We start from the raw sequence: 13,909 nt of genomic DNA on the forward strand, positions 1-13,909 counted from the left end.
CCGGGAAAGAGGGGGACGCCTTCGCGCGTGCGCCCGGCGGGGACCGCTTGCCCCGCCGGGCGCACGCCTGTGAAACTGACGGGATGCATGCGGACGGGGGCCGGCGGAACAAGGCGGAGCGGGACGCGGCGGCGGTGGAGACCGGTTACGCGTTCGTCAGCGCCGCGTTCGCCGCGGCGGTGCTGTTCGGGGCCGTGGCCGGGCCCGCGCTCCTCTTCGACCTGCCCGGCCTCGCGTCGAAGGTCCTGCTGCGGCTCGGCACGACGGTCGCGGCGGTCGTGTTCGTCGCCCGGGTGGTCAGCGTGCTGGTGCGCTTCCGCCGGACGGCTCAGCCCAGCCAGCCGGGCCGTACCAGCCCCGACTCGTAGGCGAGGACGACGAGTTGGGCGCGGTCCCGGGCGCCCAGCTTCACCATGGTCCGGCTCACGTGCGTCTTGGCCGTGAGCGGGCTGACCACCAGCCGGCGGGCGATCTCCTCGTTGGACAGGCCGATGCCCACCAGTGCCATCACCTCCCGCTCCCGCTCGGTGAGCCGGGCGAGCGCGTCCGCGGCCGCGGGCTGCTTGGAACGCGCCGCGAACTCGGCGATCAGTCGGCGCGTGACACCCGGCGACAGCAGGGCGTCCCCCTCGACCACCGCGCGTACGGCACGCAGGAGTTCGTCCGGCTCGGTGTCCTTCACCAGGAAGCCGGAGGCACCCGCGCGAATCGCCTCGAAGACGTACTCGTCCAGTTCGAAGGTGGTGAGCATGACCACCTTCACGTCCGCCGCCTGCGGGTCGGAGGTGAGCCGCCGGGTCGCGGCCAGACCGTCCAGCAGTGGCATCCGGATGTCCATGAGCACGACGTCCGGCCGCAGTTCGCGCACCCGGCGCAGCGCCTCCTCGCCGTCGGCCGCCTCACCGACCACCTCGACGTCCGGCTGGGCGTCGAGCAGCGCCCGGAAGCCGGCGCGCACCAGCGACTGGTCGTCGGCGAGCAGTACCCGGATCACTCGTCCTCCCCGAGGTGCGACGGCAGGACGGCGAGCACCCGGAAGCCGCCGTCGGGGCGCGTGCCCGCCTCGATGGTGCCACCCAGCGCGGCGGCCCGCTCGCGCATGCCGGCCAGCCCGTTGCCGCCGCCCCCGGCGTCCGCGCCGGTCGCCGGTCCGTCGTCGTCGATCCGCAGCCGCAGGACGCCGTCGGCGTGGGAGAAGCACACGCGCGCGTGCCGCGATCCGGAGTGGCGTACGACGTTGGTGAGGGCCTCCTGCACGATGCGGAAGGCGGCCAGGTCCGCACCGGGCGGCAGCCGGGGCGGGTCGCCCTCGGTCTCGACGGTCAGACCGGCCGCCGCGGCCTGCCCGACCAGTTCCGGCAGCCGGTCCAGGCCGGGAGCGGGAGCGCGCGGCGCGGCGCCCGGGGCGCGCAGCGTGCCGAGGATCTGGCGCACCTCGCCGAGCGCCTCCTTGCTGGTGGCCTTGATGGTGGTGAGCGCGGCCCGCGCCTGCTCGGGATCGCCGTCCAGCAGCGCGAGTCCCGTGCTCGCCTGGACGTTGATGACGGAGATGCTGTGGGCGAGGACGTCGTGCAGTTCGCGGGCGATGCGCAGCCTCTCCTCGTCCGCGCGCCGCCGTGCCGCCTCGGCGCGGTCCGCGCGCTCGCGCGCCCACTGTTCGCGCCGCACCCGGGCCAGTTCGGCGAGGGCGACGACGGCCAGCACCCACGTGGCGACGACGGTCTCCTGGCCGATGCCCGCGCCCCGGTCCCCGGCGGGCGGCAGCCATCGGTACAGCCAGAGCACGACCAGGGCGTGTCCCGCCCACAGCAGGGCCACGGCGGTCCAGGCCGCCCGCCGGTGCCCGGCGACGACCGCGCCGAAGCAGCCGACCGCGACGGTGAGGAGGACCGGCCCGTAGGGGTAGCCGAGGGCCAGATAGGCCAGGGCCGCCGCGGCCGTCCCGTACGCCACCGCCACCGGGTGGCGGTGACGCCACAGCAGCGGGGCCGAGGCGGCGAGCAGCAGCAGGCGCGCGTAACCGTCGAGCGGCACCCGGTCCGGCTGGGCGTGCGCGGCGACGTTGCTGCCGGCCAGCACGAACGCGGTGATGAGCACGGTGGAACGCCAGGGCAGCCGGGAGCGGTGCGCCTCGGCGCGGTCCGGGCGGTTCCACCCCGGCGGCCCGTACCGCCACCGGTGCGGGGGGCCGCCGCCCTGCTGCTCGTCCATACGGGCCACGCTAGACGCCGGCGTGCCGGACGGCGTCGGCCGGGCGAGGTGATCAGGAGTACTCCCCGGGGAGTACGCGGCGCAGGACGCCGGGGCGACGCGGGGCGCGGCCGGACGGAATCCCCCCGGACGCCGGCACGGGGCGAACCCCCGCACCCCCGCCGCCGGCACGAGGCGACCCCCCCGCACCCCCGGCGCCGGCGGACCGCCGCACCGCCGCGCCGCCGCGCCGCCGCGCCGGGCCCCCGTACTCCGCCGGGCCGGGGTGGTACGCGGCGGACGTGGGCCGGCACCGGGCAGCCACACGTCGAGCGTCTCGGCGGTGCGGCCGGACGGCATCCCCCCGGACGCCGGCACGGGTCGAACCTCCGCACCCCCGACGCCGGCACGAGGCGACCCCCGCACCCCGACACCGGCGGACCGCCGCGCCGCCACACCGCCGCACCGCCACGCCGGGCCCCCGTACGTCACCGGGCCGGGGTGGTACGCGGCGGACGCGGGCCGGCACCGGGCAGCCACACGTCGAGCGTCTCGGCGGCAGGGGCAGCCGCAGCCGTAGCCGAACCGTGGCCCGCCCGGCAGGGCATCCCGCTGTGAGCCGTCCCCGGGCAGGCAACGCCCCCTCAGCGCCGCCCCAGTCCCACCCCCTCCGCCAGTCGGCCGGCCGCGTGGCGGAAGAACGTCTCCCGGTCCTCCACCACCCGGTTGAACTGGCCGAACAGCTCGAATCCGATCAGTCCGAACAGCTGGGCCCAGGCCGCCACCAGCGCCACCGCGGCCTCCGGTGGCACGCCGGGGGCGAAGTCGGCGGCCATGCGCGCGCCCTCGGGACGCAGGCCGGCCGGGAGGGAGAGCGGGCCGAGGCCCGCACCTTCGTGGGCGTCCCGCACGATGCCGATGAAGACCATGCCGACGCGGGCCGCGGCCGGGACGGTGGTCTCGGGTGCGGAGTAGCCGGGCACGGGCGAGCCGTAGATCAGCGCGTACTCGTGCGGATGGGCGAGCGCCCAGTCGCGTACCGCCTCGCACACCGCGGTCCAGCGGTCCGGCGGAGGGGCGTCGGCCGCCGCGTCCCGGGCCCGCTCGGCCGCCTCGCCGACGGAGTCGTACGCGTCGATGATCAGGGCGGTCAGCAGCTCGTCCCGGCTGGGGAAGTAGCGGTACAGGGCCGACGAGACCATGCCCAGCTCGCGGGCCACGGCCCGCAGGGAGAGCTTGGCCGCGCCCTCCGCCGCCAGCTGTCTGCGTGCCGCCTCCTTGATGGCCGCGGTGACTTCCTGCCTGGCCCGCGCGCGGGCGCCCTGTGCGGTGGTCATGCCAGCAGTGTGCCATGCGGAGAGAGCGGCGCACACAGACGAGAGCGATGCCCAAAAAGGAGAGCACTGCTCTTGCTCTGGAGCACCCGTCTCCTCCACACTGGAGTCAGCCGAGAGCACCGCTCTCTCAAACCGTGGGGGTCTCCATGTCGACGCATGTCGTCCAGCCGGGCTGGTTCACCGTCAACGTCTTCAACCGGGCCGTCTCCTGGCTCACCCGGCGAGGCATCAGCATCTGGGGCTCCCGGGTCCTCGCGGTGCGGGGGCGCAAGAGCGGGCAGTGGCGCACCACGCCGGTCAACCTGCTGACGGTGGACGGGCAGCAGTACCTGCTCGCCCCGCGCGGCCACGTCCAGTGGACCCGGAACATGCGCGCGGCCGGCGGCGGCGAACTGCGGCTCGGCAAGAACGTGGACGTCTTCACCGCGACCGAGGTCGCCGACGACGACAAGGTCCCGCTGCTGCGGGCCTACCTCAAGCGCTGGAAGGCGGAGGTCGGGGTCTTCTTCAACGGCGTCGGCCCCGACTCCTCCGATGCGGAGCTGCGCCGGATCGCCCCCGACCACCCGGTCTTCCGCATCACCGTCACGAACTGACGGGCTCCTCCGCCGGGGCGGCCTGGTTCCGGTCGAACGCGGCCAGCGCGCGCTGGGCGATCGGGTGGGAGCGGACCAGCTCGCCCAGCGAGGTCGAGCCCTGGGTGATGTCCCGGAACGCCCGCCAGGCGGGGCGGAACCCGGTGAGGGCCGCGTGGAAGAGACCGGGGCGCTTCTCGAACACCGCGAGCATCCGCTTGCCGACGCTCATCTCGACGCCGAGCCCCGCCTTGATGGCGAACGCGTAGTTCAGGGCCTGGCGGCGGGCGTCGACGGCGTCGTGCGCCTCGGCGATCCGGACCGCCCACTCCCCCGCCAGCCGGCCCGAGCGCAGCGCGAAGGAGATACCCTCGCGGGTCCACGGCTCCAGCAGACCGGCCGCGTCGCCGCAGACCAGCACCCGGCCACGGGACAGCGGGGAGTCGTCGGCGCGGCAGCGGGTCAGGTGCCCGGAGGAGATGGCGGGCTCGAAGCCGGCGAGGCCCAGCCGGGCGATGAAGTCCTCCAGGTACCGCTTGGTGGCGGCACCCTGACCGCGCGCGGAGATCACGCCGACCGTCAGCGTGTCGCCCTTCGGGAAGACCCAGCCGTAACTGCCCGGCATCGGGCCCCAGTCGATGAGGACCCGGCCCTTCCAGTCCTCGGCGACCGTCTCCGGGACCGGGATCTCCGCCTCCAGGCCGAGGTCGACCTGGTCGAGCTTCACACCGACGTGGGCTCCTATCCGGCTGGCGCTGCCGTCGGCGCCGACGACCGCGCGGGCCAGCACCGTCTCCCCGCCCTGGAGGACGACGGCGACCGTGCGCCGGTCCGGCACCGCCGAGCCGTGCTGCTCGACCCGCTGCACGGTGACGCCCGTACGCAGCTCGGCGCCCGCCTTCTGGGCGTGTTCGACCAGCTGCTGGTCGAACTCCGGGCGGTTGATCAGCCCGAACAGCATCTGCTTGGAGCGCCGGGTGCGGGTGAAGCGGCCGTTGTTGGAGAAGGTGACCGCGTGCACCCTGTCCTGGAAGGGCAGCTCGAAGCCGGGCGGCAGCGCGTCGCGCGAGGGGCCGATGATGCCGCCGCCGCACGTCTTGTAGCGGGGCAACTCGGCCTTCTCCAGCAACAGCACGCGCCGTCCCGCGACCGCCGCCGCGTAGGCGGCCGAGGCGCCCGCGGGGCCCGCGCCCACCACGACGACGTCCCAGACCCGCTGCACGTCGTCCGCCGAAGAGTTCTCGCCGCTCACGATGGTCTACCGCTCCGATCAAGCCGTTGCCGAGTGTCCTGTCGCATCCTACGGCGGCCGTCCGCGCAGGCCACTGTGGGAGGATCGCTCCATCCCGTACAACGTCGCACCTACGAGGAGCGTGCCCATGCCGTCGAATCCGGTCGCCGAGACCGTTGCCTCGCTGCTGCCCCGGGCGAAGGCGGAGCTGGCCGAACTGGTCGCCTTCAGGTCGGTGGCGGACTTCACGCAGTTCCCGAAGAGCGAGAGCGACGCCGCCGCGGGCTGGATAGCCGACGCCCTGCGCGCCGAGGGCTTCACGGACGTGGCCCTGCTCGACACCCCGGACGGCACGCGGTCCGTCTACGGCCACCTGCCGGGCCCGGAGGGTGCGAAAACGGTTCTTCTGTACGCGCACTACGACGTGCAGCCCCCGCTGGACGAGACCGGCTGGGCCACCCCGCCGTTCGAGCTGACCGAGCGGGACGGCCGCTGGTACGGCCGCGGGACCGCCGACTGCAAGGGCGGCTTCATCATGCACCTGCTCGCGCTGCGCGCCCTCAAGGCGAACGGCGGCGTCCCGGTGCACGTGAAGGTGATCGTGGAGGGCTCGGAGGAGCAGGGCACGGGCGGCCTGGAGCGGTACGCCGAGCAGCACCCCGAGCTGCTCAAGGCGGACACGATCGTCATCGGCGACGCGGGGAACTTCCGGGCCGGCCTGCCGACCGTGACCACCACGCTGCGCGGTATGACCCTGGTCCGGGTGCGGATCGACACCCTGGCCGGCAACCTGCACTCGGGCCAGTTCGGCGGCGCCGCCCCGGACGCGCTGGCCGCGCTGATCCGGGTACTGGACTCGCTGCGCGCCGAGGACGGCTCCACCACCGTGGACGGCCTGGACGCCACGGCCGGGTGGGACGGCCTGGAGTACGCCGAGGAGCAGTTCCGCACGGACGCCAAGGTGCTGGACGGGGTCGAGCTGATCGGTGACGGTTCGGTCGCCGACCGCATCTGGGCTCGCCCGGCGGTCACCGTCCTCGGCATCGACTGCCCGCCGGTCGTGGGCGCCACCCCGTCGGTGCAGTCGAGCGCCCGCGCCCTGGTCAGCCTGCGGGTGCCGCCGGGCGTGGACGCGGCGGAGGCCGGCAAGCTGCTCCAGGCGCACATCGAGGCGCACACCCCGTGGGGCGCCCGGGTCGCCATCGAGCAGATCGGCCAGGGCCAGCCGTTCCGCGCCGACACCTCCAGCCCCGCCTACCAGGCGATGGCCGACGCGATGGCGGTGGCCTACCCCGGCGAGACCATGAGTTACGCGGGCCAGGGCGGCTCCATCCCGCTGTGCAACACGCTCGCCGGTCTCTACCCGGAGGCGGAGATCCTGCTCATCGGGCTGAGCGAGCCGGAGGCGCAGATCCACGCGGTCAACGAGAGCGTGTCCCCCGAGGAGCTGGAGCGGCTGTCGGTCGCGGAGGCGCTGTTCCTGCGCAACTACGCGGCGGGCTGAACCGTTCTGCCCGTGGCAGAGGGCCCTCGCCGGCCGGCGGAGGCCCTCCCTACGGTCGGCGCATGGACGTCGTCGAACTGCTGCCCCGCCTGCACCTGTTGCGCTTTCCGGTCGGTCAGGCCTATCTCTGGCGCGACGGCGGCGACCTGACCCTGATCGACGCGGGCCCGATCGGCTCCGGCCGGACGATCACCGGCGCGATCACCGCTCTGGGGCGCGCCCCGGAGGACGTACGCCGCGTCGTCCTGACCCACTTCCACGAGGACCACGCGGGCGGGGCGGGCGAGTTCGCCGCGCTCAGCGGCGCCGAGGTGCTGGCGCACCTGCTGGACGCCCCCTTCGTGCGGGGCGAGCGGCCCGGTCCGCCACCGCGTTTCGAGGAGTGGGAGCTGCCGGTGCACGCGGAGGCGGCCCGGCACCTGCCCGAGGGCCCGCCGGTGCCCCCGGCCGCCCTCACCGAGGTGACGGACGGAGACGTCCTCGGCTTCGGGGGCGGGGCGCGGGTGGTGCACGTCCCGGGGCACACCGACGGCAGCATCGCGCTGTTCCTGCCCGCGCACGGTGTGCTCTTCACCGGGGACACGGTGGCGGCGGCATCGGACGACGGGACGCCGATGGCGGGGGTGTTCAACCTGGACCGGGCCCGGCTGCTCGCCTCGATCGGGCGCTTGGCGGACCTCGGGGCGGAGGTGGCCTGCTTCGGCCACGGCGATCCGGTGCTGAGCGGCGCCGGCGCCGCGCTCCGCTCGATCGTCGCGGCGCCGGATCAGCCGACCGGTACGCCCGCCTCCAGGTAGAGCGCGCTGCCCCGCTCCCGGGCGCGCAGCGCCCAGCGCAGCCGCTCGTAACGGACGGGTGGCAGCATCAAGGCGGCCTCCTGTTCCGTGGCGAACCGCCAGGCGCGCAGTTCCGGGCCGGGCAGCAGCACCCGGGACGCCTCCCCGGACGCCAGCCGGCCCCCGTCGAACAGCAGCCGCAGCCCGCCGAACCCGGGCGGCACAGGCCGCTCCCAGTCCACGACGAGCAGCCGGGGCACTTCGCGCAGGTGTATCCCGGTCTCCTCGGCGACCTCGCGCATCCCGGCGCGGGCCGGGGCCTCGCCGCGCTCCACCACGCCGCCGGGGAACTCCCAGCCGGGCTTGTACGTGGGGTCGACCAGCAGTACCCGGTCGTGCTCGTCGAAGAGCAGCACGCCGGCGGCGAGCGTCTCGGCGGTCGGCTCGGGGGTCTGGACGATGTCACAGGCGGGCACGGTGCCGCTGCCGACGGCGTCGGCGATGCGGACGGCGGTCTCGTACGGGGTGAGGCCGCTGGTGTCGACCGGGTGGGCGTCGGCGGTGAGCCAGGAGGCGAGGGCGGCGCGGTACGGCTCGATGTGGTCGTGGGACCACTGCCGTACGCGTATCTGGCCGTCGGGCGGGTCGGGCGGGATCTCCCGCCCGGCCATCCGCTCGCGCAGGATCGTTTCGGCCGGGGCCAGCAGCAGATGGTGCACGGTGATCCGGCGGGCGGCGAGACCACCGAAGATCTCGTCCCGGTACTCCTGGCGGAGCAGGGTCATGGGCACGACGAGGGTGCCCCCCAGCTCGGCGAGCATCGCGGCGGCGGTGTCGACCACCAGCCGGCGCCAGATCGGCAGGTCCTGGAAGTCGCCGGCCTCGGCGAGGCGCTTGGGCGGCAGCAGGTGCGTGAGCGCCCCGCCGATGACCTCGGGGTCGAAGAGCGCGCTGTTCGGGATCAGTTCGATCAGTTCGCGTGCCGTGGTGGTCTTCCCCGCACCGAACGCGCCGTTGATCCAGACGACGGTCACGGACTCCCCCTCCTGTGTCGGCCCCCTGAGGCTTGCCCGCTCCACCCTGCCACGGAAACCCCCTCCCGTTGAGGGCGCCTGTCCGCGCGCACACGGGAGTGCCGGCGCCCCCTGCGGCGGGGACGCCGGCACGCACGCCGTAGGCCGTCGGGGTTACTCGTGCCCGAGCGCCCCGTGGTCGACGTCCAGGCTGTCCTGGGCGACGACGTGGCCGGCCGAGTCGAGGGTGTCCGAGACGCCGAGGTTGCCGAGGGGGGCCTCGTCCGCCGCGTGGGACGGGGTGACGGCGGCCACGACGAATCCGGTGGCGAGGGTGGCGAGGGCGAGCATGCTGCGCTTCTTCATGCGCTGATCAACTGCGCGGAGGGGGCGGGAGTCACGCTTCGGCTCGCGCACGCCCCGCCTGGGCTTCGCCAAACAAACAGAGACGAACATCTGACAGCCCCCTTCCAACACAGTCAGACACGTCCTACCGTAAACGCGCACTGATGACGCGTACATGCAGTCATCCCGTTCCCGCGAGTCGGAGGAACGTCAACGATGCGTCACCCTCACACCCGCACGACCCGCACCACACGCCGAAGAGTGGCCGGAGCGCTCACCGCCGGCCTGCTGTGCGCGGCGGGCCTCGCCGCCCCCGCCCTGGCGGCCCCCGCCCGGACCCCCGCCGCGCCCGCCCTCGCCGGCGGGCTCGCCCTCACCCCGCCGATGGGCTTCAACAACTGGAACTCCACCCACTGCCGCGCCGACTTCAACGCGTCCATGGTCGAGGGGATCGCGGACCTCTTCGTGGAGAAGGGCCTGAAGGACGCGGGCTACCAGTACGTCAACCTGGACGACTGCTGGGCCCTGCCGGACCGTGACGCGAACGGCAAGCTGGTGCCCGACCCCGCCCGCTTCCCCGACGGGATCAAGGCGGTCGCCGACTACGTCCACGCCAAGGGCCTCAAACTCGGCATCTACACCAGTGCCGGCACCAAGACCTGCGACAGCACCGGCTTCCCGGGCGCCCTGGGCCACGAGTACAGCGACGCGCGGCAGTTCGCCGACTGGGGCGTGGACTACCTCAAGTACGACAACTGCAACAACCAGGGCGTGGACGCCCAGCAGCGCTACCGGACCATGCGGGACGCGCTGAAGGCGACCGGGCGGCCCATCGTCTACAGTATCTGCGAGTGGGGGCAGAACAAGCCCTGGGAGTGGGCCTCGGACGTCGGCCACCTGTGGCGGACCACCGGCGACATCAGCGACAACTGGGGCTCGATGCTGTCGATCCTGAAGCAGAACCTCCCGCTCGCCCCCTACGCCGGCCCCGGTCACTGGAACGACCCCGACATGCTGGAGGTCGGCAACGGCGGCATGACGGACACCGAGTACCGCTCGCACTTCTCGCTCTGGTCGGTCATGGCCGCGCCCCTGCTCATCGGCACCGACCTGCGCAAGGCGACCCCGGCGACCTACGACATCCTGGGCAACAAGGAGGTCATCGCCGTCGACCAGGACCCGCTCGGCAAGCAGGGCACCGTCGTCTCCTCCGGGGGCGGGCGCTGGGTCGTCGCCAAGGAGATGAAGGACGGCAGCCGCGCGGTGGCCCTCTTCAACGAGTCCGGCACCGCCCAGCGGATCGCCACCAGCGCGCGTGCCGTCGGCCTGCCGGACGCCGACGCCTACGCCCTGCGCGACCTGTGGCAGCACCGCACGTACAACACCGCCGGCACCATCGCCGCCACCGTCCCGGCCCACGGCACGGTCCTGGTGCGCGTCTCGGCCGACCCCCGCTGGGCCGTCCATCCGCCCGCCGTCGAACTCGGCCTGGACGGCGGCACACTGCTGGAGGCGGCCTCCCCCGCCACGTTCACCAGCACCGTCGCCGACCTCGGCCGGACACCCGCGCGGCAGGTCTCCGTGTCGCTGACCGGCCCCGCCGGCTGGACGGTACGGCCCACCTCGGCGACCTCGGCCTCCGCGCTCGCCCCCGGTGGCGCGCTGCGCACCGGCTGGCGGGTGACCGCGCCGTCCGGCACACCGGCCGGCTCCTACGGCCTCACGCTCACGGCGCGGTACCGCTCGCCGTCCGGCACACCGGTCACCAGCGCCCTTCCGCTGACCGCGTCCGTCGTCGTGCCGCCGCCCGCCGGGACGTCGTACCTCGGCGATCTGCCGTGGCTGTCGGCGACCAACGGCTGGGGGCCGGTGGAGCGGAACACCAGCAACGGGGAGAGCGCCGCCGGTGACGGCAATCCGCTCACCATCGGCGGGACGGTGTACGCCAAGGGGCTCGGCGTCCACGCGTCCAGCGACATCTCCTTCTACACCGGCAGGGCCTGCGAGAAGGTCACGGCGGAGGTCGGCGTGGACGACGAGAAGGGCACGAAGGGCACCGTCGCCTTCGAGATCTGGGCGGACGGCACGAAGGCCGCCTCCACCGGCGTCCTCACCAACGCGATGCCCGCCCAGCCGCTGACCGCCGACGTCACCGGCGCCCAGGTGGTACGGCTGGTCGTCACGGACGGGGACGACGGCGTCGACTCGGACCACGCGGACTGGGCGAACGCCCGGCTCACCTGCTGACCCCGCGATCCCCGCTCCGGGACGTGCCGGGCGCCGTCCCGGGAACCGGGCCGGGCCTCCCGAGAAAGCTCGGGGGGCCGGGTTCGGGCCTCCGCCGAAGGCTCGGGGGGGCGGGTCCGGGCCTCCACCGAAGGCTCGGCGGCCGGGCCCCCGGTTCGCCGGAAGCCGGGCCCGGGGCTCGCCGGAAGCCGGGGCCCGGGCTCGTCCGAAGCCGGGCCCGGGGCTCGTCGGAAGCCAGGCCCGCCGAGCCGTCGCCCGGCGACCCCCCGATGCCTCGCCGCCGTGCCGCTGCCGCCAAGCGGCGGCGCCTAGCGGCTCGCCGTCGCCGGGTCCGGGGTGCGGGTCAGGGCCGCCGCGGCCGCCCCGACCAGGCCCGCGTCGGTGCCCATCTGCGCGGGGACGACGGTGAGGCGCCGGACGAAGGACAGGGTCGCGTAGTCGGTCAGGGCCTTGCGCAGGGGCGTGAACAGGACGTCGCCCGCCTTGCCGACGCCACCGCCGATGACCGCGATGTCGATCTCGACCAGGGTCGCGGTGGCCGCGATGCCGGCGGCCAGCGCCTGCGCCGCCCGCTCGAAGGAGGCCACGGCCACCGGGTCGCCCGCGCGGGCGGCGGCGGCCACCGCGGCGGCCGAGGTGTCACCGTCGGGCCCCGGGCGCCAGCCCTGCTCGACGGCCCGGCGGGCGATGTTGGGGCCGCTTGCGATCCGCTCCACGCAGCCGCGCGAGCCGCACGGGCAGAGATCACCGTCGAGGTCCACGCTGATGTGGCCGATGTGCCCGGCGTTGCCGGTCGGACCGGGATGCAGGCGTCCGCCCAGCACCAGGCCACCGCCGACCCCCGTGGAGACCACCATGCACAGCGCGTTGTCGTGGCCGCGTGCGGCGCCCTGCCAGTGCTCGGCCGCGGTGATCGCGACACCGTCGCCGATCAGCTCCACCGGCAGGCCCCCGGTGACCGTACGCACCCGGTCCACCAGCGGGAAGTCGCGCCAGCCCGGCACGTTCACCGGGCTGACGGTGCCCGCGGAGGCGTCGACCGGCCCGGCACTGCCGATGCCGACCGTGCCCGCACGTTCCCACAGGGGGGACCCGGCGAGGTCGCCGAGCACCTCCGTCACGGCCCGCATGACCGTTTCGCCGTCCTGCTGGGCGGGCGTGGCGCGCTGGGTCCTGGCCAGGATCCGGCCGCCGCCGTCCACCAGCGCGCCGGCGATCTTGGTGCCGCCGATGTCCAGGGCCGCCACGAGGTCGGTGTGCATCAGAGTCAGATCTCCCCGTTCAAGCTTGAAAACCAAAGAGAGGCAGGCCGGTCGAGCGGTGGGGGCGCGGGCCGGAGACAGCGGTGGACAGTCTCTCGCGCATCTGACAACGTTGTCCAGGCTCTATGCTCGACGCCACATCCTCATACAAGCCCACGGATCGCGCACCACCCCCCGTGGACGAGTCGGACGAGAGACAGGACAGACGCATCGTGCCCGAGACCACCCGCCGAGCAGACCGACTTCCCGGTAACCGGTACGGCAACCGTCCGACGATGAAGGACGTGGCGGCGCGCGCCGGGGTCGGGCTGAAGACGGTCTCCCGGGTGGTCAACGGCGAGCCCGGGGTCACCCCGGACACCGAGCGCCGGGTACAGGAGGCGATCGAGGCGCTCGGCTTCCGCCGCAACGACAGCGCCCGGGTGCTGCGCAAGGGCCGCACGGCGAGCATCGGCCTGGTGCTGGAGGACCTCGCGGACCCGTTCTACGGTCCGCTCAGCCGCGCCGTCGAGGAGGTGGCCCGCGCGCACGGCGCGCTGTTGATCAACGGTTCCAGCGCCGAGGACCCGGAGCGCGAGCAGGAGCTGGCGCTGGCACTGTGCGCGCGCCGGGTGGACGGTCTGGTGGTGATCCCGGCCGGGGACGACCACCGCTATCTGGAGCCGGAGATCAGGGCGGGCGTGGCGACCGTGTTCGTGGACCGCCCGGCCGGACGGATCGACGCGGACGTCGTGCTGTCCGACAACTACGGCGGCGCCCGCGACGGGGTGGCCCACCTCCTCGCGCACGGACACCGCCGGATCGGGTTCATCGGCGACATGCCCCGCATCCACACCGCGGCGGAGCGGCTGCGCGGCTACCGGGCGGCCATGGAGGACGCGGGCATAACCGTCGACGAGCGCTGGATGTCCCTCGGCGCGACGAACCCGCAGCGGGTGCGCCGGGCCGCGGAGGAGATGCTGTCCGGGACCGACCCGGTCACCGCGATCTTCGCCGGCAACAACCGGGTGACGGTCACCGTGATCCGGGTCCTCGCCGAGCACTCCCGCCCGGTCGCGCTCGTCGGCTTCGACGACATCGAGCTGGCCGATCTGCTCCAGCCCGGCGTCACGGTCGTCGCCCAGGACGCGGCGGCCCTCGGCCGCACCGCCGCCGAACGCCTCTTCCGTCAGCTGGAGGGCACCCTGCTCGCCCCGGAACGCATCGAACTGCCGACCCGCCTGATCACCCGCGGCTCGGGCGAACTGCCCCCGGCGGTGTGAGGGGCCCGCGGCGGGTCTCGCGGGCGCGGGCCGGGCCCCGCACGCCGGCGACGCGGATGGCGCCGCCCTCGTCACCCCGGAGACTTCGGCCCGTGCCGCCGCCCGGCGTCGTGGCCCGGACGCAGGGGCCCGGCCGGCGGACGCGCTCCCGCCGCCGGACGGCCCGT

13 protein-coding genes are annotated in these 13,909 nt (G+C 74.4%); 6 read left to right on the top strand and 7 right to left on the bottom strand.

Translation table 11 applies throughout. The annotated features are described in order from the left end of the window. Nucleotides 1-83: 83 nt before the first annotated feature. Nucleotides 84-368 carry a DUF6332 family protein gene (locus tag LG395_RS21145; protein ID WP_171158771.1) on the top strand — a complete coding sequence of 95 codons (285 nt, stop codon included), beginning with the start codon at nt 84-86 and terminating at the stop codon, nt 366-368. Here LG395_RS21145 and LG395_RS21150 read toward each other — a convergent pair. The 3 genes from LG395_RS21150 to LG395_RS21160 all read right to left on the bottom strand — a co-directional run bounded on the left by LG395_RS21150 (nt 329) and on the right by LG395_RS21160 (nt 3,527). Next, nucleotides 329-994: a response regulator transcription factor gene (locus LG395_RS21150; protein ID WP_171158770.1), complete on the bottom strand. Its 666-nt coding sequence runs from the start codon at nt 992-994 to the stop codon at nt 329-331. The two genes, LG395_RS21145 and LG395_RS21150, sit on opposite strands and share 40 nt — an antisense overlap. Further along, entirely contained in the window at nt 991-2,220 is a 1,230-nt protein-coding gene (locus tag LG395_RS21155; protein ID WP_372463454.1) for a sensor histidine kinase, read from the bottom strand. Before LG395_RS21155 ends, LG395_RS21150 begins: the two co-directional genes overlap by 4 nt. 614 nt (nt 2,221-2,834) lie before the next feature. Beyond that, the gene (locus tag LG395_RS21160; RefSeq protein ID WP_171158768.1) at nt 2,835-3,527 is read right to left on the bottom strand and encodes a TetR/AcrR family transcriptional regulator; all 693 of its coding nucleotides are present in this window, start codon (nt 3,525-3,527) and stop codon (nt 2,835-2,837) included. Between the two features lie 146 nt (nt 3,528-3,673). On the opposite strand from LG395_RS21160, the gene LG395_RS21165 reads away from it, so the two are divergent. Beyond that, entirely contained in the window at nt 3,674-4,123 is a 450-nt protein-coding gene (locus LG395_RS21165) for a nitroreductase family deazaflavin-dependent oxidoreductase (protein ID WP_225810849.1), read from the top strand. Here the strand turns inward: LG395_RS21165 and LG395_RS21170 are convergent. Beyond that, complete coding sequence (locus LG395_RS21170) at nt 4,113-5,354, bottom strand: geranylgeranyl reductase family protein (RefSeq protein ID WP_171158766.1); 1,242 nt, start codon at nt 5,352-5,354, stop codon at nt 4,113-4,115. The two genes, LG395_RS21165 and LG395_RS21170, sit on opposite strands and share 11 nt — an antisense overlap. Nucleotides 5,355-5,481: 127 nt before the next feature. Here LG395_RS21170 and LG395_RS21175 point away from each other — a divergent pair, with 127 nt between their 5' ends. Together LG395_RS21175 and LG395_RS21180 are read left to right on the top strand one after the other, a co-directional pair. Continuing rightward, nucleotides 5,482-6,837 carry a dipeptidase gene (locus LG395_RS21175; RefSeq protein ID WP_171158765.1) on the top strand — a complete coding sequence of 452 codons (1,356 nt, stop codon included), beginning with the start codon at nt 5,482-5,484 and terminating at the stop codon, nt 6,835-6,837. A 62-nt stretch (nt 6,838-6,899) separates the two neighbouring features. Beyond that, nucleotides 6,900-7,634 (top strand): MBL fold metallo-hydrolase, encoded by a 735-nt coding sequence (locus tag LG395_RS21180; RefSeq protein WP_225810850.1) that lies wholly within the window; start codon nt 6,900-6,902, stop codon nt 7,632-7,634. On the opposite strand, the gene LG395_RS21185 is transcribed toward LG395_RS21180, so the two are convergent. Together LG395_RS21185 and LG395_RS21190 are read right to left on the bottom strand one after the other, a co-directional pair. Further along, nucleotides 7,604-8,647: an NUDIX hydrolase gene (locus LG395_RS21185; protein ID WP_225810851.1), complete on the bottom strand. Its 1,044-nt coding sequence runs from the start codon at nt 8,645-8,647 to the stop codon at nt 7,604-7,606. The genes LG395_RS21180 and LG395_RS21185 overlap by 31 nt on opposite strands. A 153-nt stretch (nt 8,648-8,800) precedes the next feature. Next, complete coding sequence (locus LG395_RS21190) at nt 8,801-8,992, bottom strand: hypothetical protein (RefSeq protein ID WP_171158762.1); 192 nt, start codon at nt 8,990-8,992, stop codon at nt 8,801-8,803. Nucleotides 8,993-9,187: 195 nt separating this feature from the next. On the opposite strand from LG395_RS21190, the gene LG395_RS21195 reads away from it, so the two are divergent. Continuing rightward, nucleotides 9,188-11,218 carry an NPCBM/NEW2 domain-containing protein gene (locus LG395_RS21195; protein WP_225810852.1) on the top strand — a complete coding sequence of 677 codons (2,031 nt, stop codon included), beginning with the start codon at nt 9,188-9,190 and terminating at the stop codon, nt 11,216-11,218. Between the two features lie 308 nt (nt 11,219-11,526). Here LG395_RS21195 and LG395_RS21200 read toward each other — a convergent pair whose 3' ends face one another. After that, nucleotides 11,527-12,480, bottom strand: a complete 954-nt coding sequence (locus tag LG395_RS21200) for an ROK family protein (RefSeq protein WP_171158760.1) — start codon at nt 12,478-12,480, stop codon at nt 11,527-11,529. Nucleotides 12,481-12,692: 212 nt separating this feature from the next. On the opposite strand from LG395_RS21200, the gene LG395_RS21205 reads away from it, so the two are divergent. Continuing rightward, nucleotides 12,693-13,742: a LacI family DNA-binding transcriptional regulator gene (locus LG395_RS21205; protein WP_225810853.1), complete on the top strand. Its 1,050-nt coding sequence runs from the start codon at nt 12,693-12,695 to the stop codon at nt 13,740-13,742. Nucleotides 13,743-13,909: the final 167 nt, after the last annotated feature.

This window comes from Streptomyces spinosus, assembly GCF_020400655.1.
GTDB lineage: Bacteria > Actinomycetota > Actinomycetes > Streptomycetales > Streptomycetaceae > Streptomyces > Streptomyces argyrophylli.